This window comes from Arthrobacter sp. Y3223166 (assembly GCF_059090935.1).
Map to the genome: position 1 here is coordinate 1 of NZ_JBNHGE010000039.1, position 25912 is coordinate 25912.

23 protein-coding genes and 1 tRNA gene are annotated in these 25912 nt (G+C 68.5%); 5 read left to right on the plus strand and 19 right to left on the minus strand.

What is annotated here, in order from left to right; all coding sequences use genetic code 11:
- The 6 genes from AC5RUH_RS13925 to argS form a co-directional block, all read right to left on the minus strand.
- Positions 1 to 358 (minus strand): Rho termination factor N-terminal domain-containing protein (locus AC5RUH_RS13925; protein WP_494128873.1); only part of this gene is annotated, 358 nt, incomplete at its 3' end.
- Positions 359 to 678: 320 nt separating this feature from the next.
- Positions 679 to 1665 (minus strand): homoserine kinase, encoded by a 987-nt coding sequence (thrB, locus tag AC5RUH_RS13930; RefSeq protein WP_494128874.1) that lies wholly within the window; start codon positions 1663 to 1665, stop codon positions 679 to 681.
- Positions 1658 to 2758: a threonine synthase gene (gene thrC / locus AC5RUH_RS13935; protein WP_494022823.1), complete on the minus strand. Its 1101-nt coding sequence runs from the start codon at positions 2756 to 2758 to the stop codon at positions 1658 to 1660. The genes thrB and thrC overlap by 8 nt, the downstream gene beginning before the upstream one ends.
- Entirely contained in the window at positions 2759 to 4084 is a 1326-nt protein-coding gene (locus AC5RUH_RS13940) for a homoserine dehydrogenase (RefSeq protein WP_494050101.1), read from the minus strand.
- A 56-nt stretch (positions 4085 to 4140) separates the two neighbouring features.
- Positions 4141 to 5616, minus strand: a complete 1476-nt coding sequence (lysA, locus tag AC5RUH_RS13945; RefSeq protein ID WP_494128875.1) for a diaminopimelate decarboxylase — start codon at positions 5614 to 5616, stop codon at positions 4141 to 4143.
- A complete protein-coding gene (gene argS, locus AC5RUH_RS13950) occupies positions 5616 to 7259 on the minus strand; it encodes an arginine--tRNA ligase (protein WP_494128876.1) in 1644 nt (547 codons plus the stop codon). Before argS ends, lysA begins: the two co-directional genes overlap by 1 nt.
- Positions 7260 to 7463: 204 nt before the next feature.
- Here argS and AC5RUH_RS13955 point away from each other — a divergent pair.
- Positions 7464 to 7536, plus strand: a tRNA-Arg gene (locus AC5RUH_RS13955).
- An 84-nt stretch (positions 7537 to 7620) separates the two neighbouring features.
- Here AC5RUH_RS13955 and AC5RUH_RS13960 read toward each other — a convergent pair.
- Positions 7621 to 8250 (minus strand): hypothetical protein, encoded by a 630-nt coding sequence (locus tag AC5RUH_RS13960; protein ID WP_494000138.1) that lies wholly within the window; start codon positions 8248 to 8250, stop codon positions 7621 to 7623.
- A 168-nt stretch (positions 8251 to 8418) separates the two neighbouring features.
- Complete coding sequence (locus AC5RUH_RS13965; RefSeq protein WP_494128877.1) at positions 8419 to 9417, minus strand: GlxA family transcriptional regulator; 999 nt, start codon at positions 9415 to 9417, stop codon at positions 8419 to 8421.
- 81 nt (positions 9418 to 9498) lie between these two features.
- On the opposite strand from AC5RUH_RS13965, the gene AC5RUH_RS13970 reads away from it, so the two are divergent.
- Positions 9499 to 9666 (plus strand): hypothetical protein, encoded by a 168-nt coding sequence (locus tag AC5RUH_RS13970; protein ID WP_494000140.1) that lies wholly within the window; start codon positions 9499 to 9501, stop codon positions 9664 to 9666.
- Positions 9667 to 9836: 170 nt separating this feature from the next.
- Here AC5RUH_RS13970 and AC5RUH_RS13975 read toward each other — a convergent pair whose 3' ends face one another.
- Positions 9837 to 10394: a DinB family protein gene (locus tag AC5RUH_RS13975; RefSeq protein WP_494000141.1), complete on the minus strand. Its 558-nt coding sequence runs from the start codon at positions 10392 to 10394 to the stop codon at positions 9837 to 9839.
- Between the two features lie 246 nt (positions 10395 to 10640).
- Here AC5RUH_RS13975 and AC5RUH_RS13980 point away from each other — a divergent pair, with 246 nt between their 5' ends.
- Positions 10641 to 11618: a helix-turn-helix transcriptional regulator gene (locus AC5RUH_RS13980; RefSeq protein WP_494128878.1), complete on the plus strand. Its 978-nt coding sequence runs from the start codon at positions 10641 to 10643 to the stop codon at positions 11616 to 11618.
- A 62-nt stretch (positions 11619 to 11680) separates the two neighbouring features.
- On the opposite strand, the gene AC5RUH_RS13985 is transcribed toward AC5RUH_RS13980, so the two are convergent.
- The 3 genes from AC5RUH_RS13985 to AC5RUH_RS13995 all read right to left on the minus strand — a co-directional run bounded on the left by AC5RUH_RS13985 (position 11681) and on the right by AC5RUH_RS13995 (position 14462).
- Positions 11681 to 12469 (minus strand): ABC transporter ATP-binding protein, encoded by a 789-nt coding sequence (locus tag AC5RUH_RS13985; protein ID WP_494012440.1) that lies wholly within the window; start codon positions 12467 to 12469, stop codon positions 11681 to 11683.
- Position 12470: 1 nt separating this feature from the next.
- Positions 12471 to 13370: an ABC transporter permease gene (locus AC5RUH_RS13990; protein ID WP_493979031.1), complete on the minus strand. Its 900-nt coding sequence runs from the start codon at positions 13368 to 13370 to the stop codon at positions 12471 to 12473.
- Positions 13371 to 13472: 102 nt separating this feature from the next.
- A complete protein-coding gene (locus AC5RUH_RS13995) occupies positions 13473 to 14462 on the minus strand; it encodes an ABC transporter substrate-binding protein (RefSeq protein ID WP_494025781.1) in 990 nt (329 codons plus the stop codon).
- A 370-nt stretch (positions 14463 to 14832) separates the two neighbouring features.
- Between AC5RUH_RS13995 and hrpA the strand changes: the two genes are divergently transcribed.
- Positions 14833 to 18822: an ATP-dependent RNA helicase HrpA gene (hrpA, locus tag AC5RUH_RS14000; protein WP_494128879.1), complete on the plus strand. Its 3990-nt coding sequence runs from the start codon at positions 14833 to 14835 to the stop codon at positions 18820 to 18822.
- Between the two features lie 10 nt (positions 18823 to 18832).
- On the opposite strand, the gene AC5RUH_RS14005 is transcribed toward hrpA, so the two are convergent.
- The 4 genes from AC5RUH_RS14005 to AC5RUH_RS14020 form a co-directional block, all read right to left on the minus strand.
- A complete protein-coding gene (locus AC5RUH_RS14005) occupies positions 18833 to 19261 on the minus strand; it encodes an HIT family protein (protein ID WP_494000145.1) in 429 nt (142 codons plus the stop codon).
- A gap of 163 nt (positions 19262 to 19424) precedes the next feature.
- A complete protein-coding gene (locus tag AC5RUH_RS14010) occupies positions 19425 to 20585 on the minus strand; it encodes an NAD(P)-dependent alcohol dehydrogenase (protein WP_494100843.1) in 1161 nt (386 codons plus the stop codon).
- 109 nt (positions 20586 to 20694) lie between these two features.
- Entirely contained in the window at positions 20695 to 21528 is an 834-nt protein-coding gene (locus tag AC5RUH_RS14015; RefSeq protein ID WP_494100842.1) for a sulfurtransferase, read from the minus strand.
- Positions 21529 to 21637: 109 nt separating this feature from the next.
- Positions 21638 to 22297 (minus strand): MBL fold metallo-hydrolase, encoded by a 660-nt coding sequence (locus AC5RUH_RS14020; protein WP_494100841.1) that lies wholly within the window; start codon positions 22295 to 22297, stop codon positions 21638 to 21640.
- Between the two features lie 210 nt (positions 22298 to 22507).
- Between AC5RUH_RS14020 and AC5RUH_RS14025 the strand changes: the two genes are divergently transcribed.
- Complete coding sequence (locus AC5RUH_RS14025) at positions 22508 to 22951, plus strand: Fur family transcriptional regulator (protein ID WP_494000149.1); 444 nt, start codon at positions 22508 to 22510, stop codon at positions 22949 to 22951.
- A 45-nt stretch (positions 22952 to 22996) separates the two neighbouring features.
- Here the strand turns inward: AC5RUH_RS14025 and AC5RUH_RS14030 are convergent, their stop codons facing one another.
- Genes AC5RUH_RS14030 through AC5RUH_RS14040 form a run of 3 tightly spaced genes read right to left on the minus strand, consistent with a single transcriptional unit; the run spans position 22997 to position 25733 of the window.
- Positions 22997 to 23890: a metal ABC transporter permease gene (locus tag AC5RUH_RS14030; RefSeq protein WP_494128880.1), complete on the minus strand. Its 894-nt coding sequence runs from the start codon at positions 23888 to 23890 to the stop codon at positions 22997 to 22999.
- A 2-nt stretch (positions 23891 to 23892) separates the two neighbouring features.
- The gene (locus tag AC5RUH_RS14035; RefSeq protein WP_494128881.1) at positions 23893 to 24687 is read right to left on the minus strand and encodes a metal ABC transporter ATP-binding protein; all 795 of its coding nucleotides are present in this window, start codon (positions 24685 to 24687) and stop codon (positions 23893 to 23895) included.
- Between the two features lie 38 nt (positions 24688 to 24725).
- Positions 24726 to 25733, minus strand: a complete 1008-nt coding sequence (locus AC5RUH_RS14040; protein ID WP_494100840.1) for a metal ABC transporter solute-binding protein, Zn/Mn family — start codon at positions 25731 to 25733, stop codon at positions 24726 to 24728.
- Between the last annotated feature and the right edge of the window lie 179 nt (positions 25734 to 25912).

Below are 25912 nucleotides of genomic sequence, written 5' to 3' on the forward strand. Positions count from 1 at the left end.
GGTTGCGGTTGCGGGTGCGGCTGACCCGCTCCGCCGCCTTGGTCAGGTCGCCGCCGGCGGTGCCGCCGGTCGCGCCGCCGCTTGCCGCGCCGGTGGTCTCTTCCTTGGCCGCCGGAGTTTCGGTGCGCACCGGCTGCTCGGCCTTCTTGGCCGTGCGGTCGGCCACGGAGGAGCCACGCTGGTGGTCGGAGATCGCGGCGACCAGGTCGCCCTTGCGCATCCGCGAGCCGCCGGTGATGCCGAGCTGCCCGGCCAGCACCTGCAGTTGGGCCAGCTTCAGGCCGGCAAGGCCTGCACTCTTCGGTGCAGGAGAGTCTATTGTTTCCACACCTGCGGTCAGGTCAGTGGTTTCGGTCACGAAGGATCCTTCCCCCTCGTCGGGCGGTGTGCATATGAAGCGCACCGCGTTGTTTGCTACCCGGCCGTTGCATGAGAAGCCCGGCTGGGTCCGGTATTGCCTGCGGCGTCGTGCCGAAACAAGTCCGGGTGATCAGAGATGAAAAACCTTGAAACAAGCCGTCCGGATGGAACGAGTGAGGTCCTGTCCGGCCGATGGCCGGCAGCAACGCCGTTGAGTGCCGCGGAAGGCTCCTGAAAGGCTGCACCTGGAACGGGGATCCTGCCCAAACGGCTACTCGGCTTGCTTGATCCGGAGCATCCGGCAGGTGTCCTCGCCGGTTAATCCCGGGGGTGCACTTCCACTTTAGCACCATCTGTGTCCACTGCCAGTTTCAGCACACGCCAGTTTCCCGGCGAGTCGCGGCGTTCCAGGTGCGCGGCGATGGCCCGCTGGACCTGCTCCGCTTCGGCCTCGTCCGCGGCGAGTGTCAGCACGGTGGGTCCGGCACCGGAGACGACGGCGGCGTGGCCCTGGCTGCGCAGCGCCGCGATCAGCGCGGCGCTGGGTTCCATGGCCGGTGCCCGGTGCCGCTGGTGCAGCCAGTCTTCGGTTCCGGCCCGCAGCAGGGACGGATCGCGGGTCAGCGCGTGGACCAGCAGGGCGGCGCGGCCGGAATTGGCGGCGGCCACGTGGTGCGGCACGGACGCGGGCAGGAGGTTGCGCGCGGTTTCCGTGGAAAGCTCGTAGGCCGGGATGGCCAGCACGGGCACGATGTCCGGGCAGATCGGCACGCAGGTGCTGGCGAACACGCCGGCCTCTTCCCAGGAGATGGCCAGCTGTCCGCCCAGGGCCGGAGCCACGTTGTCGGGGTGGCCCTCCAGCGCCGAGCAAACCTGCAGGATGTCTCCCGCCCCCAGCCGTTCCCGCTCCGGCAGCAGCGCGTTGGCCAACAGCACGGCGGAGACTACGGCGGCGGCCGAGGATCCCATGCCGCGGCCGTGCGGAATGAGGTTCCGGGCCCGCAGGCGCAGCCCGCCGGCGTCGTACCCGGCCTCACGCAGCGTGCCGCGCAGGGTGCGGATGATCAGGTGGCTTTCATCGGCGGGCAGCCCCGCCGCGCCCTCGCCGCTCACGGAGGCGTGGAAGACGCCGTCGTCGGTCGATTCCACCGTGACCGTGTCGTAGTAGGCCAGGGCCAGGCCCAGGCTGTCGAAGCCCGGGCCCAGATTGGCGCTGGTGGCCGGAACCCGCACGGTGACGCGCTGGCCGGGCGCGATGCGGCCGGCCACGGCGGTGCCCTCCCCCGGCAAGGTGCTGCTACTCAAGACCCAGGGCGCTGGCCACGCTGACCACGTCGAAGTCCACCTTGACCGGCGCCGCCTCGCTGCCGTCCTCGGTCTGCAGGGCCCACTGCGGGTCCTTCAGCCCGTGGCCGGTGACCGTGATGACGATGGTCTTGCCCGCGGGCACCTCGCCGGCCGCGTGCTTCTTGAGCACGCCGGCAACGCCTGCCGCGGAGCCGGGCTCCACGAAGACGCCCTCGCGGGAGGAGAGCCAGCGGTGCGCGGCCAGGATCTCGTCGTCGGTCACCGAGTCGATCAGGCCTCCGGACTCGTCGCGTGCGGCGATGGCTGTGTCCCAGGAGGCCGGATTGCCGATCCGGATGGCGGTGGCGATGGTTTCCGGTTCGGTTACCGGGTGTCCCAGCACCAGCGGCGCCGCGCCGGCGGCCTGGAAGCCCCACAGCACGGGGGTCTTGGTGGCGACCGGCGGGAGCATGCCGGCAATGGCCGATTCGTACGGCGCGGCGTACTCCTGGTACCCCTTCCAGTACGCGGTGATGTTTCCCGCGTTGCCCACCGGCATCACGTGGATGTCCGGGGCGTCGCCCAGATAGTCGACGGTCTCGAAGGCCGCCGTCTTCTGGCCCTGGATGCGCGCCGGGTTCACCGAGTTGACCAGGAACACCGGATAGGCCTCGGAGAGCTTGCGGGCCACTTCCAGGCAGTTGTCGAAGTTGCCGTTGATCTGGATGATCTCGGCGCCGTGCGCGATCGCCTGGCTCATCTTGCCCATGGCGATCTTGCCGGCCGGCACGAGCACCGCGCACTTCAGCCCGGCCTGGGTGGCATAGGCGGCGGCGGACGCGGAGGTGTTGCCGGTGGACGCGCAGACCACCGCCTTGGCGCCGGCCTCCACGGCCGCGGTGATGGCCATGGTCATGCCTCGGTCCTTGAAGGAGCCGGTGGGGTTCATCCCCTCCACCTTGAGGTAGACCTCGGATCCGGTCAGTTCGGAGAGGGCCTTGGCCTGCACCAGCGGGGTGCCGCCTTCGCCGAGGGTGATGATCTCGGTCTGCTCCGATACCGGCAGCCGGTCCGCGTATTCACGGATGACGCCGCGCCATTGGTGGGCCACTTAGATTCCTTCTACTCGCAGGACAGAGGTAACAGCGTTGACGATGTCGAGCCCGCGCACGGCCTCGACGGTTGCGGCCAGCGACGCCTCGGAGGCCCGGTGGGTGACGAAGCGCAGTTCGGCGGTCACCTCGCCGCCGTCGTGGGCGGGATCCAGCGGGCCCTCGGTGTGGATGGTCTGGCGCATGGTCTCGATGGAGACCCCGTGCTCGGCGAAAACGCCGGCAATCTGGGCCAGCACACCGGGCCGGTCGGCCACGTCCAGGCCGATGTAGTAGCTGGTGCGCACCGAGTCCAGCCCGACGGCGGGCAGGTCCACGGTCGCCGTTTCGGTCCGGCCCGGGCCGCCGCCGACCATGCGCCGGGCGGCGCTGACCACGTCGCCGACCACGGCCGAGGCGGTCGGCGCGCCGCCGGCACCCTGGCCGTAGAACATCAGTTCGCCGGCGTTTTCCGCTTCCACAAAGACGGCGTTGAACGCCCCGTGCACGGCGGCCAGCGGGTGCTGGCGCGGCAGCAGGGTCGGGTGGACGCGCACGGACACGCCCTCGCGGCCGTCGGCGCCGCTCAGCCGCTCGGCGATCGCCAGCAGCTTGATCACGTAACCGGCGTCCCGGGCCGCGGCGATGTCGTCGGCGGAGACGGAGCTGATGCCCTGGCACTGGACGTCGGCCAGGTCGACCGCGGTGTGGAAGGCCAGCCCGGCCAGGATCGCGCCCTTGGCGGCGGCGTCATGGCCTTCGATGTCGGCGGTCGGGTCGGCTTCGGCGTAGCCGAGCTCCTGCGCGGCGGCCAGCGCCTCGCCGAACTGGGCGCCGGTGGAATCCATCTGGTCCAGGATGTAGTTGGTGGTTCCGTTGACGATGCCCATCACCTTGGTGACGCGGTCCCCCGCCAGCGACTCGCGGATCGGCCGCAGGATGGGGATGGCCCCGGCCACGGCCGCCTCGAAGGAGAGTTCGACGCCGGCGTCGTCGGCCTGGGCGTACAGCTCCTGGCCGTCGGCGGCCAGCAGGGCCTTGTTGCCGGTGACGACGGCGGCCCCGTTGGCGATCGCGGTGCGGATCAGCGTCCGGGCCGGTTCCAGGCCGCCCAGCAGTTCGATCACGATGTCGGCGTCTTTGACCAGCGTCGCGGCGTCGGTGGTGAACAGCTCTGCGGGCAGTTCCACGGCCCGTTTGGCGGCGGCATTGCGCACCGCGATGCCGGTCAACTCCAGCCGCGCGCCGGTCCGCGCGGCGAGCACGTCGGCGTCGTCAAGCAGGATGCGGGCCACCTGGGCGCCGACATTTCCGCATCCCAACAGTGCTACCTTCAGCGTTTTCATGCTGCCCAAACTCTCAGTCTTAGTCTTACTCGCAATAACTGCTGCCCGGCCGGCGGTCAGCCCAGGTCACGGGCCAGCAGGTCGGCTTCGGTCTCGCCTCGAATGATCAACCGTGCCTCGCCGCCGCGCACGGCAACCACAGGTGGCCGGGCAACGTAGTTGTAGTTGCTGGAAAGCGCCCAGCAATAGGCCCCGGTCGCCGGCACCGCCAGCAGGTCCCCTGCCTCGATGTCCTCGGGCAGGTAAACGTTCCTGACTACAATGTCACCGCTCTCGCAGTGTTTACCAACCACGCGGGAAATAATCGGGGCCGCGTCCGTCACACGCGAGGCCAGCGCCGCCGAGTAGTCGGCGTCGTAGAGCACCGGCCGGGCGTTGTCGCTCATGCCTCCGTCCACGGACACGTAGCGCCGCGGGCTGCTGCCGCCGCCCTCCGTGTCCACCTGGACGGTCTTGCGGGTGCCGGCCGAGTAGAGCGTGAACGTGCTGGGCCCGGCGATGGCCCGGCCCGGCTCGATCGAGATCCGCGGCACCGGGATGCCCAGCCGCTCCGTGACGGAGCGCACGACGGCGGCCATCGCCTGGGCGAGTTCCGCCGGCGGGCGGGGGCTGTCGGCCTCGGTGTAGGCAATGCCGTAACCGCCGCCCAGGTCCAGTTCATGCAGGTCCACGCCGTGGACCCGCTTGACCTCGGCTACGAACGTGAGCAGCCGCTCGGCCGCCAGCGCGAAGCCTTCGGGCTCGAAGATCTGCGATCCGATGTGGCAGTGCAGGCCCAGCAGGTTGATGGACTCGTGCTCCAGCGCCGCCGCCACGGCCTGCGCGGCCGGGGAGCCGGCCGGCCGGGGCTGCGCACCGGCGTCGTGCCCCGCGCCCTGGTCGGCGCCGGCCATCGAGAGCCCGAACTTCTGGTCTTCGTGCGCCGTGGCAATGAACTCGTGGGTGTGCGCGTGCACGCCGGGGGTCAGCCGCAGCATCACGTTGGCCATCTCGCCGCGGGCCGCGGCGATGGCTCCCAGGCGTGCCAGTTCGTCGAGGCTGTCCACCACGATGCGGCCCAGCCCCATGTCCAGCGCGCGGTGGAGTTCGGCGTCCGACTTGTTGTTGCCGTGCAGGCCCAGGTCCTCCCCCGGGATGCCCGCGCGGGCGGCCACGGCCAGCTCCCCGCCGCTGCAGGTGTCCAGCCGCAGCCCCTCCTGCGCCACCCACCGGGCGATCTCCACGCTGAGGAACGCCTTGCCGGCGTAGTACACGTCGACGCCGCCGCAGAGCGTGCTGAAGGCCTCGTCGAAGGCCTGCTTGAACTCGCGCGCGCGGGCCCGGAAGTCGTCCTCGGACACCACGAACAGCGGCGTGCCGAACTGCTCTTTCAGCCGGGTGACGCCGAGGCCGGAGATTTCCAGCTCGCCCTCCGCGCCGCGGGACACGTCCCGGGCCCAGAGCTTGGCGTCCAGCCGGTTGACGTCCTGCGGGCAGGTGAGCCAGTCCGGAGCCAGGTCGGACGCGGCGGCGGTTTCGTGTGCTGCGGGCATTACATCCTCTCCGGCGCGCTGACGCCCAGCAGCCCAAGACCGTTGGCCAGGACCTGGGTGACGGCGGCGTTCAACCACAGGCGGGTACGGTGCGTATCGGTGACTGCGCCGTCGCCGATCGGCGTCACCCGGCAGGCGTCGTACCAGCGGTGGTAGGCGCCGGCGATGACTTCCAGGTGCCGGGCGACGCGGTGCGGTTCGCGCAGCTTCGCGGCGGTGGCGACCACCGACGGGTAGGCCCCGAGCACGGCCAGCAGCTCGTTCTCCGTGGCATGGTCCAGCAGCGAGGCATTGAAGGCGCTGCGGTCCACGCCGGAAGAGGCCGCGTTGCGCGCGACGGCGCAGGTGCGCGCGTGGGCGTACTGCACGTAGAAGACCGGGTTGTCGTTGCTGTGCTTGACCAGCAGGTCCAGGTCGATGTCGATGTTGGAATCGGCGTGCGAGCGGGTGAGGGCATAGCGGGCGGCATCCACCCCCACGGCGTCGACCAGGTCCTCCATGGTCACCACCGTGCCGGCCCGCTTCGACATGCGCAGGGGCTTGCCGTCCTTGACCAGGTTGACCATCTGCCCGATCAGCACTTCCACCCGGTCGGCGTCGTCGCCGATGGCGGCCGCGGCGGCTTTCAGCCGGGCGACGTAACCGTGGTGGTCTGCGCCGAGCATGTAGATGCACAGGTCAAAGCCGCGGTCCCGCTTGTTCTTGAAGTAGGCGATGTCGCCGGCAATATAGGCGGCATTGCCGTCGGACTTGATGACGACGCGGTCCTTGTCGTCACCGAAGTCGGTGGACTTCAGCCACCAGGCACCGTCCTGGAAGTAGAGGCTGCCGGAGGCTTTGAGCTGCTCCAGCAGCTTTTCAACCGCGCCGTCCTCGAACAGGGAGTTTTCGTGGAAGTAGACGTCGAAGTCCACCCCGAACTCATGCAGCGATTCCTTGATGGCGCCAAACATCAGTTCAACGCCGCGGCTGCGGAACTCTTCCTGCGGGTCGGCCGCCGACAGCGCATCCGGATTCTGCCGCAGCACCGCCTGGGCGATGTCCGCGATGTAGTCACCGCCGTAGCCATCCTCGGGGGCGGGTTCGCCCTTTGCCTTCGCCAGCAGCGAGCGGGCGAAGCGGTCGATCTGCGACCCGTGGTCGTTGAAGTAGTACTCGCGCGTGACGTCGGCACCCTGGGCGGCCAGGATGCGGGCCAGGGCGTCGCCGAGTGCCGCCCAGCGGGTCCCGCCCAGGTGGATCGGACCGGTCGGGTTGGCGGAGACGAATTCGAGGTTGATCCGCTGGCCCGCCAGGTCGCCGGCGGTGCCGAAGGCGCTGCCGGCCTCCACGATGCTGCGGGCCAGCGTTCCGGCTGCGGCGGCGTCCACGGTGATGTTCAGGAATCCGGGTCCGGCGATGTCCACCCGGCTGACGCCGTCGATCTTCTCCAGCCGCGCGCTGAGGATTTCGGCGAACTGGCGCGGGCTCATGCCGGCCTTCTTGCCCAGCTGCATGGCGATGTTGGTGGCCCAGTCCCCGTGCTCGCGGTTCTTGGGGCGCTCCACCCGGACCTCGCTGGGCATTTCGACGGCGAAGTCGCCGGCGTCGACGGCGGCCTGCAGGCAGGCGGCAATGGCAGCGGAAAGTTCTTCAGGAGTCACCCCACAAGCATAGGGCAATCCCTTGATCCGACCGGCTTTCGGCGGGCTGGCTGTGACCGGGCTCGCAGGCGCACTGTGCCGGCCGGACCGGCCACCTTGCATGCGGCCGCCGTCGGGGCCGGTCCGGGCGCATTTCTTCTGGCGGCGCAGATACTGATAAGCTCAATAGGTCCCGCAGGGCACCGGGTTTCCAGCCGGTGCCGCGCCCTCGTAGCTCAGGGGATAGAGCGTCTGCCTCCGGAGCAGAAGGCCGTAGGTTCGAATCCTATCGAGGGCACTGAAGCGCAGGACAAGGGAGAATCCCCGGCTCAAGAGCCGGGGATTCTCCCGTTAACGGCAGCCGGCCTGCGCCGGAGTCACCTCACTCGCCGTCTCCCGGCCCGTCGAAGCGGCGGTCGACGCCCACCTGGTCCACCTTGCGGTGGAAATGCATGCCGGACCTGCCACCAAGAATGGCACCGGCGAGCGAGACCAGCGCGGCGACGACCAGGAATACGATGCCGCCGGTCGTCAGCTCCCCTTCGCCTAGGGGCACGCGGGGGAAACTGTTCAAGCTGCTCAGCACATTGAACTGGCTGCCAGCGATCAGCCCCAGGATGGCGAGCACAATGGCAACCACGATCGCCCACAGCCACACGGCCAGCCCCTGCTTGACGCCGTCGAAGCGGGCCATCCGGCCGGCCACGTACCCGCCGCAGAAATACGAAATGAACAAGATGACGGCCAGGATGATCCCGCCCACTATGCCGACCGTCCCCAGGTTCCGGGACGCCTGCTCGGCGACCTGCGCGGGATCGGCGCTCTCGGCGATCCCCACGGCGGCGCCGATGGCGGCCATCAGCGCCGTCAGGATGACTCCGATCCCGGTGGCCGCGAGCCAGCCGAAGAACGCGGAGCCCCACTTGATGCCGCCGAATTGGCGCCTCTCCGCCGCTACCACGTCATTGCGTCGTTGTTTCGGGCTTCTGGCCCCTTCTGCAGCTGAACTCATCACCGGTTCTCCTTTATTCGCTTGGGGTGCGCGCACCCGGCAGGCGCATGCACCCTGCTCATCCGCCGCGCATCGCCCGCCGGACTACTAAGCACACTTATGAGTGTGCCTGCACGCGGGCCGCGGTACAAGGACAACCCCCGGCGTGCCGCAGAGGGAAACGGCCCCCTAGCGGGCCGCGCTGCCTGCCGGCTGCCGCGCGCCGGCGGCGGCGCCACCGCCGCGGAAGGTGCGGCGGTAGGACGCCGGGCTCACGCCAACGGACCTGGCGAAATGGTGGCGCAGCAGCACCGCCTGGCCGAACCCGGTGATCCGGGCGATCTCCTCGATGTTCAGGTCCGATTCCTCAAGCAGTTCCTGCGCACGCAGCACCCGCTGGGCGTTGATCCATGCCGCCGGCGTCGCGCCGGTCTCGGCCCGGAACCGGCGGGCGAAGGTGCGCTCGGACATGTGGACCCGCGCGGCCAGCTGGGCAACGCTGACGTCCTGGGCCAGGTTCTCGGACAGCCAGGCCAGCAGGTCCTTGAGGGTGTGGCAGCCGGCCAGCGACATGGGCCGGTCAATATATTGCGACTGGCCCCCGGCCCGATGCGGCGGCACCACCATGTCCCGGGCGATGGCCGACGCCACGGATGCCCCGAGTTCGGTCCGGACCAGGTGCAGGCAGGCGTCGATTCCGGCGGCGGTGCCGGCGCTGGTGATGATGCGCTCGTCCTCCACGTACAGCACGTTTTCGTCGACGTCGACCTGCGGATATTCGGCGGCCAGCTGGTGCGAGTACTGCCAGTGGGTGGTGGCGCGCCGGCCGTCCAACAGCCCAGCTTCAGCCAGCACAAAGGCCGCCGAGCACACGGACAAGACCCAGGCGCCGCGGGCGTGGGCCGCCCGCAGGGCCTGCAGAAGTGCTTCGGGGGCCTGGTCCATGCGCTGGTACGGCACCACCACCACGAGGTCCGCGTCGTCGGCGGCCTCCAGCCCGACGGCGACATTGAGGGAGAATCCCAGCTTGCTGCTGACGACCCCGGGCTCGGGAGTGCAGATCCGGAAGTCGAACGCCGGAACGCCGGTCCCCCGGTCGGAACGGTCGATGCCGAAGACTTCGCAGACCACCCCGAATTCGAACGGCGCAGCTCCCGGAAGCACCACCACGGCCACCTTTTTCAGCATGCCCCCAGTATGGCAGTTTTTTATGCTTTATGGTCGTTTCTGCCACTCTTTTTTTGCCGGCAGCAGGACCACCATGGAGGCATGGAACTCCTCCTGATTACCGCACTGGCACTCCTCGTCATCATCGAAACCCTCCGGCTGATCCTGCGTGACGGACGGGGCAACACCCCGCCGGAACGCTCACAGGCCGACTGGACGGCCGGCTCCACCCCGAGCCGCCCCTACACCGACCTCGCCCGGCTGGCCTGACCCGGCCACCCCTCCGCGGGTTCCTGACGAAGGGACCCGCGGGCCGAACCCTCTGAAGCACCCCGCGGGACCCGGCCCTCTGATGGGACCCGCGGGCCGAACCCTCTGAAGCACCCCGCGGGATCCGGCCCTCTGATGGGACCCGCGGGCCGGACCCTCTTTACGGCTCCCTACTGGCGGTGGGCGAACAGGTCGCGCAACAGCGCGATCTCGGCCAGGTGATGAATCATTTCCCGGTTGATGTGCAGCACCAGCGTCCCCATGGAGCGATCGGCATAGGGGCCTTCGGCCGGCCCGCAGGGCGCCGCCAGCCCCTCGACGCCGAGTCCCCGGACCCCCGCGGTCCAGTGCGCATAGTATTCGTCCAGCAGTTCCAACGCGCCCGACGCCGTGCCCGGATAGTCGAACGATTCGTAGCTGACCGGCGGCCCGCCGAAGTGCGAGGCGTTACGGCTGCCCAGCACGCCCACCAGAATGTGGCCCAGCCGCCAGGCGACGGTGGTCACCGGCGGCGGCACCGGCTCCGGAAGTCCGAAGTCGATCGTGAAAATGCCGGCGCCCACCGCCATCGGGGCGGTACTGGTCCCGCGGTGCCGCACGTTCCAGCAGCCCTCGGCGGGCTCCCAGAAGTACTCTTCGTCGGTGAGCCCCTCCAGCCGCGGCCGGGCCTGGGCGTCCCAATGCCACGTCAGCTGCTCGAGCAACTCCTCGGCTGCATTGAAAGACATGCCCGCTCCTCCCAACGGCGGCTCCCCGCCTGGGGAGCCCGGGAATCCATCATGCCGGGCGGCCGGCTGTTTGCCCATAGTCGGGACGCACCCCCTGCAACCGGGCAGGTTGCCGACGCCGGGCCCCCTGCATCACGGACCGTTCCTGTCCTGAATTGGGACTAGAGTGGCCCTGTTGCCGGAACGACCGGCACCCGCGCGTGCTGCACGATTCGGCACGCTTCGGCTGCTGAAGTCAGGTGGGCCATGCTCGAAACATCCGCGCGGCTGCTGCAGTTGCTCTCCCTGCTTCAGATGCGCCGGGAGTGGACCGGGTCCGCCCTGGCCGGGCGGATGGGTGTCACCGAACGGACGGTGCGCCGCGACATCGGCAAACTCCGCAGCCTCGGGTATCCCATCAATGCGTCCCCCGGCGTGGCCGGCGGCTACCAGCTGGGCGCGGGCGCGCAGCTTCCGCCGCTGCTGCTCGACGACGACGAAGCCCTCGCCGTCGCGCTGGGTCTTGGGGCGGTGACCGCCAGCCCGGTGGCCGGCGTCGGCGAGGCGTCGCTCCGGGCGCTGACCAAGCTGGAGCAGGTGCTGCCGGCGCGGCTCCGGCCCAAGTTTTCCACGCTGAAGAACGCCGTGGTCACCCTGGCCGGCCCCACCGCGGCCGTTGACCCCGAGGTGCTGACCGGGATCTCCACCGCCATCGCCGAACGGCGCGTGGTCGGCTTCCGCTACGCCAAGGCGGACGGTGAGTCCGGCCGCCGCCTGGCCGAACCGTACCGGCTGGTGGACACCGGCCGGCGCTGGTACCTGGTGGCCTACGATACCGGCCGGCAGGACTGGCGCACCTTCCGGGTGGACCGGTTCGAATCGGTTCCCACGGCGCGTGAACGCTTTGCCCCGCGGCAGTTGCCGCAGCCGGACCTGGCCGCCTACGTCCAGCAGTCGATCACCAGGTCCCCGTACCGGTTCGACGTGGTGGTCCGGATCGACGCTCCCCTGCAGGCCGTCGCCGAGCGGATCCCGCCGAACATCGCCGCCCTGTCCGACGACGGCGGGGCCACCGTGCTGCGGGCCGGCTACGATTCGCTGGACTACCCCCTGGTGGAGCTGGCCGCCACCGGCTTTGCGTTTGAAATTTTGGAGCCGGCGGAATTCCGGCAGCGCGCCGCGGAGCTCGCGGGCCGGCTGGCTGCCGCGGCCGGCACGGGAACGGCGGCCGCCCCTACCGCCTAGGTGGGACAGCCGCCGTCGTACGTCGACCCGGTCCGATGCCGGTGGCTCCTGCAGCGCGGACGCTACTGGAGCATGGTGCGGTCGTCGACCACGCCCTTGATCTTCTCGAACTCATGCAGCAGGTCCGGCACGGTGGCCTTCTGCTTCTGTTCCTGGTCGAGGTCCAGGATGATCCGGCCCTCGTGCATCATGATCAGCCGCGTGCCCAGCCGGAGCGCCTGCTCCATATTGTGGGTCACCATCAGCGTGGTCAGGCGGTGCCGGTCCACCACCTCGGCGGTCAGGCGGCTGACCAGCTCCGCACGCTGCGGGTCGAGTGCGGCGGTGTGCTCGTCCAGCAGCAGGATCTTCGGGCTGCTGAACGTGGCCATCAGCAGCGACAGCGCCTGCCGCTGGCCGCCCGAGAGCAGGCCGACCTTGGCCTTGAGCCGGTTCTCCAGCCCGAGCTCCAACGAACGCAGCTCTTCCTTGAAGAATTCGCGCTTCCTGCGGGTCACGCCGGGGCGCAATCCGCGGCGCTTACCGCGTTCGTAGGCGATGGCCAGGTTCTGTTCGATGGTCATCTCCGGTGACGTTCCCGCCATCGGGTCCTGGAAGACGCGGCCGACGAAGCGGGCACGCTGGTGGTCGGCGAGCCTGGTGACGTCGTTGCCGTCGATGCTCACCGTGCCGACGTCGGGGCGCAGCTTGCCGGAGGTGATGTTCAGGATGGTCGATTTGCCGGCACCGTTGCTGCCGATCACCGTGACGAATTCGCCGGCGGCCAGGGACAGGTTGATCTCCTGCAGGGCGACGCGCTCGTTGACGGTGCCCGCGAAGAAGGTCTTGTGAACGTTCTTGATATCCAGCATGTCAGCCCTTCGCTCCCGTCAGGGACTTCTTCATCTTTCCGAGCCCGCCGACGCGGCGAAAGACCTTCCACTGCGGCAGCACCAGCGCGATGACCACCAGCACGGCCGAGACCAGCTTCATGTCGTTCGGCTGCAGGCCGGCCTGGAGGGCCAGCTGGATGACCACGCGGTACAGTACGGAACCGAGCACCACGGCCAGGGTGGCGATCCAGATCAGGCGGGTTCCGAAGATCGCCTGGCCGATGATCACCGAGGCCAGGCCGGCCAGGATCAGGCCGATGCCCATGCCGATGTCGGCGAACCCCTGGTACTGGGCGATGAACGCGCCGCAGACGGCCACGAGCCCGTTGGACAGGGCGAGGCCCAGGATCTTCTGGTTGTCCGTGCTGACGCCGAAACTGCGGATCATCTGTTCGTTGTCGCCGGTCGCCTGCATGGCCAGTCCGATGTCGGTGTGCAGGAACCAGTCCATGATCACCTTCACCACCAGGGCGACCAGCAGGAAGATGGCGATGGCGCCGATGCCGCCGAGCATCCCCGACTCGCGCAGCGGGGTGATCAGGGTTTCTTCGCGCAACAGCGGCAGGTTGGCCCGGCCCATGATGCGCAGGTTGATGGAATAGAGGGCGATCATTGTCAGGATGCCGGCCAGCAGGCCGTTGATCTTGCCCTTGGTGTGCAGCAGGCCGGTGACGGTGCCGGCAGCCATACCGGCGATGAAGGCCAGGATGGTGGCCATGACCGGCGGCATGCCGTTGATGATGCTGATGGCGGCGACTCCGGCGCCGGTGGTGAAACTGCCGTCGACCGTCAGGTCGGGAAAATCGAGGATGCGGAAGGTCAGGTAGACCCCCAGGGCCATGATCGCGTAGATCAGCCCAAGCTCAACCGCGGTAATCATAGGTAGTAGACCTTGGTTCTCTCGTGGCGTCGATCCGGCGGCCGGGCTGGCCGGCCGCCGGAGGGACTGCGGACTTCTTCGGCTCGAGCTGGAAGGTCGGGCTTACTCGAAGACGTGGTCGGCCGTGTCGGCGTAGCCGTCCGGCAGGGTCACACCCATGCGCTTGGCGGCGGCCGGGTTGACGTAGAGTTCCAGTTCGGTCTGGGTCTCCACCGGCATGGAGGCCGGTTCAGCCTCGCCCTTGAGGATCTTCACGGCCATCTCGCCGGTCTGGTAGCCCAGCTTTTCGTAGTTGATGCCGTAGGTGGCCACCGTGCCGCGCTTCACCGAGTCGCCCTCGGCGGCAATCGTCAGGATCTTCTTGGATTCGGCCACCTGGATCAGGGACTCGAGGGCGGACACCACGTTGTTGTCGGTCGGCACGTAGAACGCGTCGACGTCGAGCGACTCGGCGGCCTGCTGGACTTCACCGGAGTTGGAGATTGCTGCTTCCTTGATCTCCAGGCCCAGTTCCTTCGCCGCTTCCTTGGCCCATTCGACCTGCACGGTGGAGTTGACCTCGCCCGAGGAGTAGACGATGCCCACGGACTTCGCGTCCGGGTTCAGCTCCTTGACCAGGGCCAGCTGCTCCTCGACCGGGTTGCGGTCCGAGGTACCGCTGACGTTCGATCCCGGAGCGTCCATGCTTTCCACCAGCGAGGCGGACTCCGGGTCGGTAACCGCGGTGAACAGGATCGGGGTGTCGGCGATTGCCTGCACGGCCGCCTGCGCGGTGGGCGTCGCGATGGCCAGGATGAGGTCCTTCTGGTCGCTGGCGAACTTGCCGGCGATGGAGGTCGCGGTGCCCTGGTCGCCCTGCGCGTTCTGCTCGTCGTAGGTCACGGTCTCGCCCTCGACGTAGCCGTTGTCGGCCAGCGCCTTCTTGAACCCTTCGCGGGCCGCGTCCAGGGACGGATGCGAGACGATCTGGCTGATGCCGATCTCCACCGATTCGGTGCTGCCTTCGGCGGCATTGCCCTCGGAGGATCCCGCGTTGCCGCACGCGGAAACAAGCAGGGCGGTGGCCAGCAGGCCTGACCCCAGGCCGAACATGGTCGAACGTTTCTTCACGATGTTCCTTTCAAATGTCCGTCACGTGCCGGATAGCCCGGCACTTTTCCGCCTTGCCGCCCCTCCCCGGCGCGGCTGAAGCGGTCCGCCACACGCGGCGTCGTCATCGGCGCCGGCGGTTATGGCAGGCAACCCTGCGGAAGCGTCCTGAAGATCTTACCTGTGAACCGAGTCACATTGTCTAATCAGAACCGCGGGGTCAGGACAACCATATGAGATACGTCTCCCCCGCCGGACAAATTGCATCCGTTTGTCGCCGGATAGTTATTTATGTCCACGGACGCACGCCGGGCCGTGCGCGCTGTGCGGACGGTCCGGGGCAGCGGGCCCAGCGACTAGACTGTGGTCAATCATGGCTGTGAACATCACGTATCCCGCGGCCCTGCCGGTTTCGGAGCGGCGCGAGGACATCACGGCGGCCATCGCCGCGAACCAGGTGACCGTCATCGCCGGCGAAACCGGCTCCGGCAAGACAACACAAATCCCGAAGATGTGCCTGGAGCTGGGCCTGGGCGAGAAGGGGCTGATCGGCCACACCCAGCCCCGGCGGCTGGCCGCCCGGACCGTGGCCGAACGCATCGCCGAGGAACTGGACGTGAAGATTGGCCAGGAGGTCGGCTTCCAGGTCCGCTTCACCGGCGAGGTCGGCCGGGATACCCGGATCAAGCTGATGACGGACGGCATCCTGCTGGCCGAAATCCAGCACGACAAACTCCTGAAAAAGTACAGCACGATCATCATCGACGAGGCCCACGAACGCAGCCTCAACATCGACTTCATCCTGGGCTATCTCAAGCAGATCCTGCCCAAGCGTCCGGACCTGAAGGTCATCATCACCTCCGCGACGATCGACCCGGACCGCTTTGCCCGGCACTTCGGCAGCGACGACGCACCGGCGCCGGTGATCGAGGTTTCCGGCCGGACCTACCCGGTGGAAATCCGCTACCGCCCGCTGAACCAGCCGGCGGCCACCGATCCCGACAACCCGGACGTGGACGTGCTGGAGGAAGACCGCGACCCGCTTGACGCCGTCTGTGACGCAGTGGACGAGCTGTCCCTGGAGGCTCCCGGCGACATCCTGGTCTTCTTCTCCGGCGAGCGCGAGATCCGCGATGCCGCCGACGCCCTCACGGCCAGGATCAAGACCAACCGCCGGCTGGCCGGCACCCAGATCCTGCCGCTGTACGCCCGGCTGTCGTTGGCGGAACAGCACCGGGTCTTCTCCCCCGGCAGCCAGCGCAGGATAGTGCTGGCCACCAACGTGGCCGAGACGTCGCTGACGGTTCCGGGCATCAAGTACGTCATCGACACCGGCACCGCGCGCATCTCCCGCTACTCGCACCGGACCAAGGTCCAGCGGCTGCCGATCGAGCGCATCTCGCAGGCCTCGGCCAACCAGCGCTCGGGCCGCTGCGGCCGCGTGAGCGACGGCATCGCCATCCGGCTCTACTCCGAAGAGGACTACGAGTCCCGGCCCGAGTTTACCGACCCCGAGATCCTGCGCACCAACTTGGCCGCGGTCATCCTGCAGATGACCGCGATGGGCGTGGCCCGCGGTCCCAAGGACATCGAAGCCTTCCCGTTCGTGGAGCCGCCCGAGTCCCGTGCCATCAACGACGGCGTCACCCTCCTGCGCGAACTCGGCGCCCTGCCCGAGCCCGGCGCCAAGGGAGGGCCCGCGCCGAAGTCGGGCCTCACGGCCGTCGGGCGCAAACTGGCGCAACTGCCGGTGGACCCGCGCTTGGGCCGCATGATCGTGGAAGCCGGCCAACGCGGCTGCGTGCGCGAGGTGATGGTCCTGGCGGCGGCGCTGACCATCCGGGACCCCCGGGAACGGTCCCATGGGGACAATGCGGCCAAGCAGCAGCAGGCCAACGAGAAGCACAAGCGCTTCGTGGACGAGAAGTCCGACTTCACCGGCATCCTGAATTTGTGGCGCTATCTGCAGGAGCGGCAGCAGGAGCTCTCCTCCACCCAGTTCCGCAAACTGTGCCGCACGGAATTCATCAACTACCTGCGGGTCCGGGAGTGGCAGGACCTGTTCGCGCAGCTGCGCCAGTTGGCCAAGCCGCTGGGCATCGCGCTGGAGTCGGGACACGAGGTCGACCCCGTGGGCAGGCACGATGACATCCACAAGTCCCTGCTCGCCGGCCTGCTGAGCCACATCGGCGTGTACGAGGAGCGCAAGCGCGAATATGCCGGCGCGCGAGGCACCCGGTTCGCCATCTTCCCCGGATCGGCGCTGTTCAAGAAGTCGCCGGACTGGGTGATGGCCGCCGAGCTCGTGGAAACCTCACGGCTGTGGGCCAGGGTGGCGGCGAAATTCGATCCCGCCTGGGCCGAAGAGATTGCCCCGCAGCTGTGCAAACGCACGTATTCGGAGCCGCACTGGTCCAAGAAGATGGGCTCCGTGATGGCCTACGAGAAGGTCACCCTCTACGGGGTGCCGATCGTCCCGCAGCGCCGCATCCAATACGGCAGGATCGACCGGGAACTCAGCCGCGAGCTGTTCATCCGCCATGCCCTGGTGGAGGGCGACTGGCGCACGCACCACAAGTTCTTCCACCGCAACCGCAAGCTGCTGGCCGAGGTCGAGGAACTGGAGACGCGGATGCGCCGCCGCGACCTGCGCGTGGACGACGAAACGCTGTTCGAGTTCTACGACAAACGGATCGGCCCCGAGGTGGTCTCCGAACGGCACTTCGACAAGTGGTGGAAGGATGCGCGGGCGGAGAATCCCACGCTGCTGGATTTCGATCCGGATGCCGTGCTGGCCGCCGACGCCGAGGAACTCGACACCTCGGCGTTCCCGAAGACCTGGCGGCAGGGGACCTTCGAGCTCCCGCTGAGTTATGAATTCTCGCCCGTGGCACCGGGGGCAACCCCGGATCCGTCGGACGGCGTAACGGTGCACGTGCCGGTGCTGTTCCTCAACCAGCTGGACGCGGCTCCGTTCCGCTGGCAGATCCCGGGCCTGCGGGTGGAGCTGGTGACCGCGCTGATCAAGTCGTTGCCCAAGCAGATCCGGAAGAACTTCGTTCCCGCCCCGGACGTTGCCCGGAGCGCGGCGGCGGCCCTGGCTGCGGACTTCGATCCGGCCGAAGATGACCTGGAGCCGTCGCTGGAGCTGGTCCTGCGCCGGCTGAAGGGACACATCATCCCGCCCGGCTCATGGAACTGGGAGACCGTTCCGCCGCACCTGCGCATGACATTCCGCGTGCTCGACGGCACCGGCAAGGTGCTGGGCGAGGACAAGGACCTGGACCGGCTGCAGCAGGAACTCGCGCCGGCGAACCGCCGGGCCATCGCCGAGTCGCTGGGAGCGACCCCGAAGACCGCGCAGCCGTCGCCGGCGGGTCAACGCCGCGGCGCCACCGGCAAGAAGCGCGGCGGCGGCCAGGGCGCCGCTCCGGGCACAGCCCCCGTTGCCGGGACACCGGCGTCGGGGACTGCTGCACATGCCGCCGCGGGCCTGCAGGAACGCAGCGGCCTGACCGCCTGGCCGGACGGTGATCTCCCCCGCGAGGTCAGGCGCGAGGTGGCCGGGCACACCGTGACCGGCTATCTGGCGCTGGTGGACGAAGGCGGCACCGTCGGTGTGCGCGTCTACCAGACTCCTTCCGGCCAGCAGGCGGCGATGCGCTCGGGCATCATCCGGCTGCTGGTGCTGCGGGTGCCCTCGCCGCAGCGGTACGTGCTGGACCACCTGAACAACACGGAGAAGCTGACGTTCACGCAGAACCCCCACGGTTCGGTGGCGTCGCTGATCGACGACTGCACGCAGGCCGCGGTGGACAAGCTGGTGCCGGCCGAGCTGCCCTTCACCCGGGCCGGCTTCGACGCGCTGTACGAGCAGGTCCGCGCGGAACTGATCGATACCGTCTTCACCGTGACCGCCATCGTGGAGAAGATCCTCTCCAGCACCCGGCGGATCCAGAAGGAGCTGAAGTCCAACGCCAGCCTGGCCCTGATCAGTCCGCTCTCCGACATCAAGAGCCAGCTGGAGCAGCTGGTCTATCCCGGGTTCGTGGCGGCCACGGGTTATGCGCAGCTCAGCCAGCTGCCGCGCTACCTCGAGGGGATTGAGCGCCGGCTGCAAAAACTGCCGACCGCCGTGGGCCGGGACGTGCAGCACATGGCAGTGGTGCAGCGGCTCGAAGACGAGTACGACGACGCGAGGGCGGCGCTGAAGCCCGGCAACCTGGACGGCTCGGGGCTGGACAGGGTTCGCTGGATGCTGGAAGAACTGCGGATCAGCTTCTTCGCGCAGGAACTCGGCACCGCGTATTCGGTGTCCGAAAAGCGCGTCCGAACGGCCCTGAACGAGGCCCTCGCCGGCTGAGGCATGCGCGTCAGTCGGCGGGGACGACGTCCCCGTGTCCGGCCTCGCGCAGCGCCGCCCGGAGGCGCTTGGCTGACTCATCCATCACGGCCGGGTCCGGGTCCTGCTGCGCCCTCTTGAAGTCGAACTCGGCCTCCGAGTTGGAGGGCCAGACGTGCAGGTGCAGGTGGTTCACCTCGAAGCCGGCGATGATCAGGCCGGCCCGGGCGGCGCCAAAGGCTTCCACCTGGGCCTTGCCGATGGTCTGGGCGACCGCCGTGAGTTTCTGCAGCAGGTCGGCCGGGGCGTCGGTCCAGCGATCCACTTCCTGCCGCGGCACCACCAACGTGTGCCCGTCCGCGAGCGGGCCGATGCTCAGGAACGCCACCACGTCGTCGTCCTTCCAGACGAAGCGGCCGGGGATGTCGCCGTCGATGATTTTGGTGAAGAGGGTGCTCATGTACGCAGTCCTTGTCGGTTGGGGTCACTCGGGGGTCGGTAAGAGTCGGGCAGCTTCCAGCCGGGCTGATGGGGGTCCGGTCGGGTGACAGCGAAGGTTCGGCCGGCCCGGCTTCGGTGCAGGCAGGCCCAGACCGGTCGGTCGCCACGGTTTCGGCCCCTGCTCAACGGTTCAGCGATGCGATGTCCAGGACAAACCGGTAGGCAACATCCCCGGCCACCATGCGGTCATAGGCTTGGTCGAGGTCCGGTGCGCCCACCAGTTCGATGTCGGCCGTGATCCCGTGTTCGGCGCAAAAGTCCAGCATCTCCTGGGTCTCGGCGATGCCGCCGATCTTCGAGGCGCCGTAGGCGACTCGCTCGCGCATCAGCAGGTTGACCGGCACCGGAGGCATCGGCTCGGGCGGCACGCCCAGTTGGATCAGCGCACCGTCGCGGCGGATGGCCCGCAGGTACGGGGCCAGGTCGTGGGCCGCGGCCACGGTGTCGATGACCAAATCGACACTGCGGCGGGCGGCCGCGAGCGCCTCGGCGTCTCCGGTCACCACCACGTGGTCGGCGCCGAGCGCGCGGGCCGAATCGGCCTTGTCCGCAGAGCTCGTGAAGACAGTTACCGACGCTCCCATGGCCTTGGCCAGTTTGACCGCCATGTGTCCCAACCCGCCCAGACCCACCACGCCGACGGAGTCGCCGGCTTCGACGCCGAAGTAGCGCATGGGCGAGTAAGTGGTAATGCCGGCGCAGAGCAGGGGGGCCGCGGCGGCGGGGTCCAGTTCCGGGGGCACGCGCAGCACGAAGTTTTCATCGACGACGACGGACGTTGCGTACCCGCCCTGCGTCATCTCCCCGCCGTGGCGGCGGTCGCGGGCGCCGTAGGTGCCCACCGCACCCTTGTCGCAGTACTGTTCAAGTCCTTCCCCGCAGGCGGAGCAGTCGCCGCAGGAATCCACCATGCAGCCCACCCCCACCAGGTCGCCGACGGCATGCAGGGTGACGTCCTGGCCGATGGCCGTGACCCGCCCAACGATCTCGTGGCCGGGCACCAGCGGATACTCGATCTCGCGCCACTCGCCGCGAACCGTGTGGACATCCGAGTGGCAGAGGCCGCAGAAGGCAATGGCGATCTCCACGTCGTGCGGCCCGGCGGTGCGGCGTTCGATCTGCAGCGCAACCATTCCGGATCCGGGCCCCGTCACTCCGTAGGCCGCGGCCGTCCTCATACTGCTTCTCGGTGTCGGCAGGTCGGCTGCCGCGAGGGCCTGCTGCTCCTGGTCAGGTGTGAGCGGTTTCCCCAGCGGCGGCGGTGCCGGACGGCCAAGTGTCATGGGCCTGACGCTACCGTTTGCTGCTTCGCTATGCCACCACGGCACACCCTCTGTGACGCTTTCGGTGCCGTGCTGCAGGGCGCGGGCACGGGGCCGACCAGGCGGCTGATTACGGCGCGCTCCCCGTGGCTACCGGCAGCTCCGGATGTCCGCACCACTGCGACCAGGAGCCGGGGAAGAGCGCCGCATCCATGCCGGCCTCGGCCATCGCCGCGACCTGGTGGGCGGCGGTAATGCCCGAGCCGCAATAGACGGCCACCTTGCGTCCTTCCGCCCCCAGTTCCTTGAATCGTGCCGCGAGTTCCGTGGAGGGCAGGAAGCGTCCGTCCGGGGCCAGGTTGGCCGTGGTCGGTGCGCTGACGGCGCCGGGGATGTGTCCGGCGCGGGAATCCACCGGCTCGAACTCGCCGCGGTAACGCTCGACGGCGCGGGCATCCAGCAACAGCGAGGTACCCGCGAAATCCAGCACGTCCTCCAGCTCAAGCCTGGGCATCCTGCCGCTGCCCAGTTCGACGTTGCCCAGGCACGCCAGCTCGTCGCCGCTGTCCAGTTCAAACCCCTCGTCCCGCCAGGCGGCGAGCCCGCCGTCGAGCAGGTAGACGGAGTCGAATCCGCCGTCTTTCAGCAGCCACCACACCCGGGCCGCGGCCATGCCGCCGTTGTCATCGTAGGCCACCACGACGTCGTCGTTGTTGATGCCCCAATCGCGTGCGGCCTCGCGGAAGGCCTCCGGCTCCGGCAGCGGATGGCGTCCGCCCTTCGCTGACGGCGCCGACGCAAGCTGCGACGGCAGGTCAACGTAGACGGCACCGGGAATGTGGGCCTGGCGGTAGTGGCTGTGGCCGGCGTCGTCGCCCAGTTTCCAGCGAACATCGAGCAGTACGGTGCGCTGTCCGGAGATCATCCGTTCACGCAGTGTCTGCACGTCCATCAGAGTCCTCATGAGATCTCCTCCTGACTGCTGGCGGGCGTCGTTGCCCGCCGGTGTCCCGACAGTCCATCACAGCAGCACGTATTGGGCCAAGCAGCCCCGCCCGTGCCGTCCCCGACTCTCAGCCCAGCTCCACGCTCTCCCCCGGCGACAGGTGCCGGTAGCTGGTGCCGTAGTGGCCGCCAAAGAAGGTCACGTGCTTCTCCACCAACGACAGGCCGCGGTCGCTGAGCCCGGCGTCGTGGATCGGGTAGGCGTTCTCGGCGCGCATGGCGGTGACGAAGTCGATCACCTCGGCCGTCTTCGACCACGGCGCGTGGATGGGCACCAGAACGGTCCGGACGTCCAGTCCGTGCGGAACGATGAAGGAATCGCCTGGGTGGTACAGGCTGTCATTGATGACGTAGCCGATGTTGGCGACCACCGGGATGTGCGGATGAATCAGGGCGTGCTGGCCGCCGAAGGTGCGGATGCGGAACCCGGGCACCTCGAACTCCGTCTCCGGTTCGGCGGCATGGATCCGTCCCGCTGCCGCCGGGACCAGCGCCCGAAGGTCGGCGGCCACGGAGGCCGGGGCATACAACTGCATGTCGTCCGCCGCCGCGAGCACACCGGGAACTCGGTCCTGGTCGATATGGTCCGCATGCTCGTGGGTGACCAGGACGGCGGTAGCCCCATCGAGGGCCTGTTCCACTTCCGAGAAGTTACCGGGGTCGATCACCAGGACGTGTCCGTCCTGCTCAAGCCGTACGCACGCGTGGGTGTATTTTGTCAGCTTCATGGATCACACCCTAGCGGCGGGGGCCGGCCGGCGTGCGGCGGTTCGGCGTGTGAGCGGGCCGGCGTCCCGGCGCTGCAGGCGTGCCGGCGGTCTCGGCGTTTGAGCAGGCCGGCGTCTGAGCGGGCCGGCGTGCCCCGGTATTCAGGCCTGCTGGTAGGCTGGGATGCACCCCACGGGTGCCAGTATCAACAGCGAGGAGCCGAAGCGGACATGTCCGTTCCTTCAGCGAAACCGCAGGCGCAGCGCCGCGGTTCGGAACAGCGGGTGACCCGCCAGCGGGTGGCCGTGGCTGCCGCCCTGGACAGCCTGGAGGACTTCGTCAGCACGCAGGAACTGCACCGCTTGCTGCAGGACCGCGGCGACTCGGTCTCGCTGGCCACCACGTACCGGATCCTGCAGGCCATGGCCGACGACGGCCAAGTGGACGTGATGCGCAGTGGCGAGGGCGAGGCCGTGTACCGGCGCTGCGCCGTCGAACATCACCACCACCACTTGCTCTGCCGCACCTGCGGCAAGACCGTGGAGATTGAGGCTCCGGCTGTGGAGCAATGGGCCGCCCGGATGGCGGCGGAGCACGGCTTCACACAGGTTGCACACACCGTGGAAATGTACGGGCTCTGCCCGGACTGCAGCGCCGCCCCCGCCAGCGCTTAACCGGCGGTCACCCGTACCGCGGCACGTCGCACCGCCCGGCAGGGCTTAACCGGCGGTCACCCGTACCGCGGCGACGTCACGCCGCCCCACCTTGCCGCGCCGTTGCCGCCGTGCCCCGGCCAACCGGCAGACCACGTAGATCAGGAACGAAATCGTCGTCACGTAGGGGCTGATCGGCAGGCTGCCGCCGAGGGCCAGCAGGATGCCGCCCACCACGGCGGTCACCGCGAATACCACGCTCAGCAGCACGACCACGCGCGGCGAACTGCTTACCCGGAGCGCCGCGGCCGCCGGGGTAATGACCAGGGACAACACCAGCAAGGCGCCGACCACCTGGATGGACAGCGCCACGGCCAGTCCCAGCAGGAACATGAACACGATCGCGAGGGCACCCACCGGCACGCCGCGGGCATCGGCCAGGTCCGGATCGGCGCTGGCGAAGGCCAGCGGACGCCAGATGGCCACAAGCCCGAGCACCACCACGGCCGAACCCGCGGTCAGAAGGTTCAGCTGCACGGTGTCCACGGAGACGATCTGCCCGGTCAGCAGGCCGAACTTGTTCGCCGAGCGGCCCTCGTAGAGTGAGAGGAACAGGATCCCCAGGCCCAGCCCGAAGGACATGATCACGCCCGTGATCGAGTTCCGGTCCCGGGCCCGCATCCCCAGCATGCCCAGGACGACGGCGGCGATCACCGAGCCCACCAGCGAGCCGAACACCACGTTCGCGCCGATCAGCAGTGCGAATGCCGCCCCGGCGAAGGACAGCTCGGCGATGCCGTGCACGGCAAAGGCGAGGTCCCGCATCATCACGAACACGCCGATCAGGCCGCCGACCAGGCCCAGGACGGCGCCGGCAATCAGCGAGTTGCGCACCAGCGGGAGCAGGTCGCCGTAGTCGTTGAAGTTGAAGACCGCATTCAGCAGTTCCGATGCATCCATGCCTACACCACCTCGCTGTGGTGGTGGGTGGTCGCGTCGGGAAGCCCCACCACGATGATCCGTCCCTGGTTGTGGATGACCTCGACGTGGCTGTTGTACATGTGCGACAGCACCTCGGTGGTCATCACTTCTTTCGGCGTGCCAACGCGGAACTGGCCGCCGGCCAGGTAGAGCACCCGGTCCACATAGTCGATGATCGGGTTGATTTCGTGCGTGACGAAGACGACCGCGCTGTTCCTTTCATGGCATTGCCTATTGATCATGGAGCTCACGGCCTGCTGGTGGTGCAGGTCCAGCGAGAGCAAAGGCTCGTCGCAGAGCAGCACCTGGGGGTCGGAGGCCAGCGCTTGGGCCGCCCGCAGACGCTGTTGCTCGCCGCCGGACAGCTGCCCGACCGGGGCTTCCGCGTAACCGGAGGCGCCCACCATCTCAAGCAGTTCGTCCACCCGCCGGCGATGCCTGCGGCCGTTCAGCCTAATGCCCCACCGGTGCCCGTCCAGACCCAAGCCCACCAGATCGCGCGCACGCAGCGGGGTCTCCGGAGCGAAGGTCTTTTGCTGGGGAATATAGCCGATGTCCCGGCTGCCGCGCTCCAGCGGCCGCCCGTTGACCTCGGCCGTCCCACTGCTCAGCGGCTGCAGGCCAAGCAATACGCGCAGGAAACTCGTCTTGCCGGAGCCGTTGGGACCCAGCACCGCTAAGAATTCGCCCGGGTTGATGGTCAGGTCGAGGTCATGCCACAGCACGCGCTGGCCGAAGGACAGCGAGGCGCCCTGCAAGCGGACGGCGGGGGTCATGGCAGTCTCAGTTAACCACGGCCCGGCGTTCTGACCGGTCACGCGCCCAGCGCCTGGTCCACGGATTCCAGGTTCTCCGCCATCCAGGTCAGGTAGTCCTGGTCAGGCGGCAGGGTCTCGGTGAAGTTGAGGACCTCGATGCCCGCTTTTTCCGCCAATTTGCGTAGGCCCTGGGTCTGCGGGCCTTCGGTCTGTTCGTTATAGGCGACAAACCGTACCGATCCCTCGGTGATCAACTCCTCGGCCTCCCTCAGGGCTGCCGGCGCGGCGTCGCTGCCTTCCTCGGCCGCCTCCATGAAGCCTGCCGGGGTCTTGTTCTCGAGTCCCAGCGCATCGAAGAAGTGCAAGGGCACCGGATCGGTGGCCGCGACGGCTTCCCCGCTCGCCGTGGCGGCGAGTTCGTCCATGTCGCTCTGGAGGCCGTCAATTCCGGCGCGGAACTGCTCGGCATTGGCCCGGAACGTTTCGGCCTGCTCCGGGTCAAGGGCCGAGAGCTTCTCCGCGATGGCATCTGCAATCGCGGCCATGGTGGGCAGGTCGTACCAAACGTGTTCATTGAGGCCGCCGTGGCTGTGGTCCGCGTGGCCGCCGTCCTCCGTGTGCCCCGCGTCGGCGCCCTCGGTGTGCCCCGCGTCGGCGTCCTCGCTGTGCCCCGCGTCGGCGCCTTCTGCACCGGACAGCGGCGACAGCTCCACCGCAGTGATGAGGTACTCGTGGTCGACGCCGGTCTCGTCCGCCAGGGTGTGCATGAAGGTGTCATAGCCCCCGCCGTTTTCCAGCAGCAGGTCGGCCTGGGAGATCGCGAGCTTGTCCCGCGCCGTTGCCTCGTAGGAGTGTGGATCCTGGGCCATCCGGTCGATGATCGAGGTGACCTCGACGTGCTCGCCGCCGATGGTTTGGGCGACATCACCGTAGACATTGGTGGAAGCGACCACGCTCAGCTTGCCGTCACCCTCGGCCTCTCCCCCTGCAGCGGCGCAGCCGGACAGCAGCAGGGCGGCGGCGGCCAGCCCGGCCAGTGCAGGAACGGTTCGTGAGTGCCTCACGGGCAAACCTCGGTTCTACTCATAATGAGAATCAGTAACAATAAGGGTTTTCAGCTTAGCGCAGTTGCGAACCGTTCGCATTCGCCCTGGCGGGCGCGGCCAGTGGGGGGCGGACTGTCCGGGGCGCACAGGCAAGCGCGGCAGCTGGGCGGCCCGGGACCGGCGCGCGAGGCGGCCGC

Excerpts from the sequence above, each read along its gene's own strand:
- AC5RUH_RS13995 (WP_494025781.1), bottom strand. The coding sequence starts at position 14,462 with ATGTTCGGCCTGGGGTCAGGCCTGCTGGCCACCGCCCTGCTTGTTTCC.
- AC5RUH_RS13990 (WP_493979031.1), bottom strand. The coding sequence starts at position 13,370 with ATGATTACCGCGGTTGAGCTTGGGCTGATCTACGCGATCATGGCCCTG.
- AC5RUH_RS14025 (WP_494000149.1), top strand. The coding sequence starts at position 22,508 with ATGTCCGTTCCTTCAGCGAAACCGCAGGCGCAGCGCCGCGGTTCGGAA.
- AC5RUH_RS13970 (WP_494000140.1), top strand. The coding sequence starts at position 9,499 with ATGGAACTCCTCCTGATTACCGCACTGGCACTCCTCGTCATCATCGAA.
- hrpA (WP_494128879.1), top strand. The coding sequence starts at position 14,833 with ATGGCTGTGAACATCACGTATCCCGCGGCCCTGCCGGTTTCGGAGCGG.
- AC5RUH_RS14005 (WP_494000145.1), bottom strand. The coding sequence starts at position 19,261 with ATGAGCACCCTCTTCACCAAAATCATCGACGGCGACATCCCCGGCCGC.
- AC5RUH_RS13965 (WP_494128877.1), bottom strand. The coding sequence starts at position 9,417 with ATGCTGAAAAAGGTGGCCGTGGTGGTGCTTCCGGGAGCTGCGCCGTTC.
- lysA (WP_494128875.1), bottom strand. The coding sequence starts at position 5,616 with ATGCCCGCAGCACACGAAACCGCCGCCGCGTCCGACCTGGCTCCGGAC.
- AC5RUH_RS14010 (WP_494100843.1), bottom strand. The coding sequence starts at position 20,585 with ATGACACTTGGCCGTCCGGCACCGCCGCCGCTGGGGAAACCGCTCACA.
- AC5RUH_RS13975 (WP_494000141.1), bottom strand. The coding sequence starts at position 10,394 with ATGTCTTTCAATGCAGCCGAGGAGTTGCTCGAGCAGCTGACGTGGCAT.
- AC5RUH_RS13980 (WP_494128878.1), top strand. The coding sequence starts at position 10,641 with ATGCTCGAAACATCCGCGCGGCTGCTGCAGTTGCTCTCCCTGCTTCAG.
- AC5RUH_RS14035 (WP_494128881.1), bottom strand. The coding sequence starts at position 24,687 with ATGACCCCCGCCGTCCGCTTGCAGGGCGCCTCGCTGTCCTTCGGCCAG.
- AC5RUH_RS13985 (WP_494012440.1), bottom strand. The coding sequence starts at position 12,469 with ATGCTGGATATCAAGAACGTTCACAAGACCTTCTTCGCGGGCACCGTC.
- AC5RUH_RS14015 (WP_494100842.1), bottom strand. The coding sequence starts at position 21,528 with ATGAGGACTCTGATGGACGTGCAGACACTGCGTGAACGGATGATCTCC.
- AC5RUH_RS14030 (WP_494128880.1), bottom strand. The coding sequence starts at position 23,890 with ATGGATGCATCGGAACTGCTGAATGCGGTCTTCAACTTCAACGACTAC.
- AC5RUH_RS13960 (WP_494000138.1), bottom strand. The coding sequence starts at position 8,250 with ATGAGTTCAGCTGCAGAAGGGGCCAGAAGCCCGAAACAACGACGCAAT.
- AC5RUH_RS14020 (WP_494100841.1), bottom strand. The coding sequence starts at position 22,297 with ATGAAGCTGACAAAATACACCCACGCGTGCGTACGGCTTGAGCAGGAC.
- AC5RUH_RS13940 (WP_494050101.1), bottom strand. The coding sequence starts at position 4,084 with ATGAAAACGCTGAAGGTAGCACTGTTGGGATGCGGAAATGTCGGCGCC.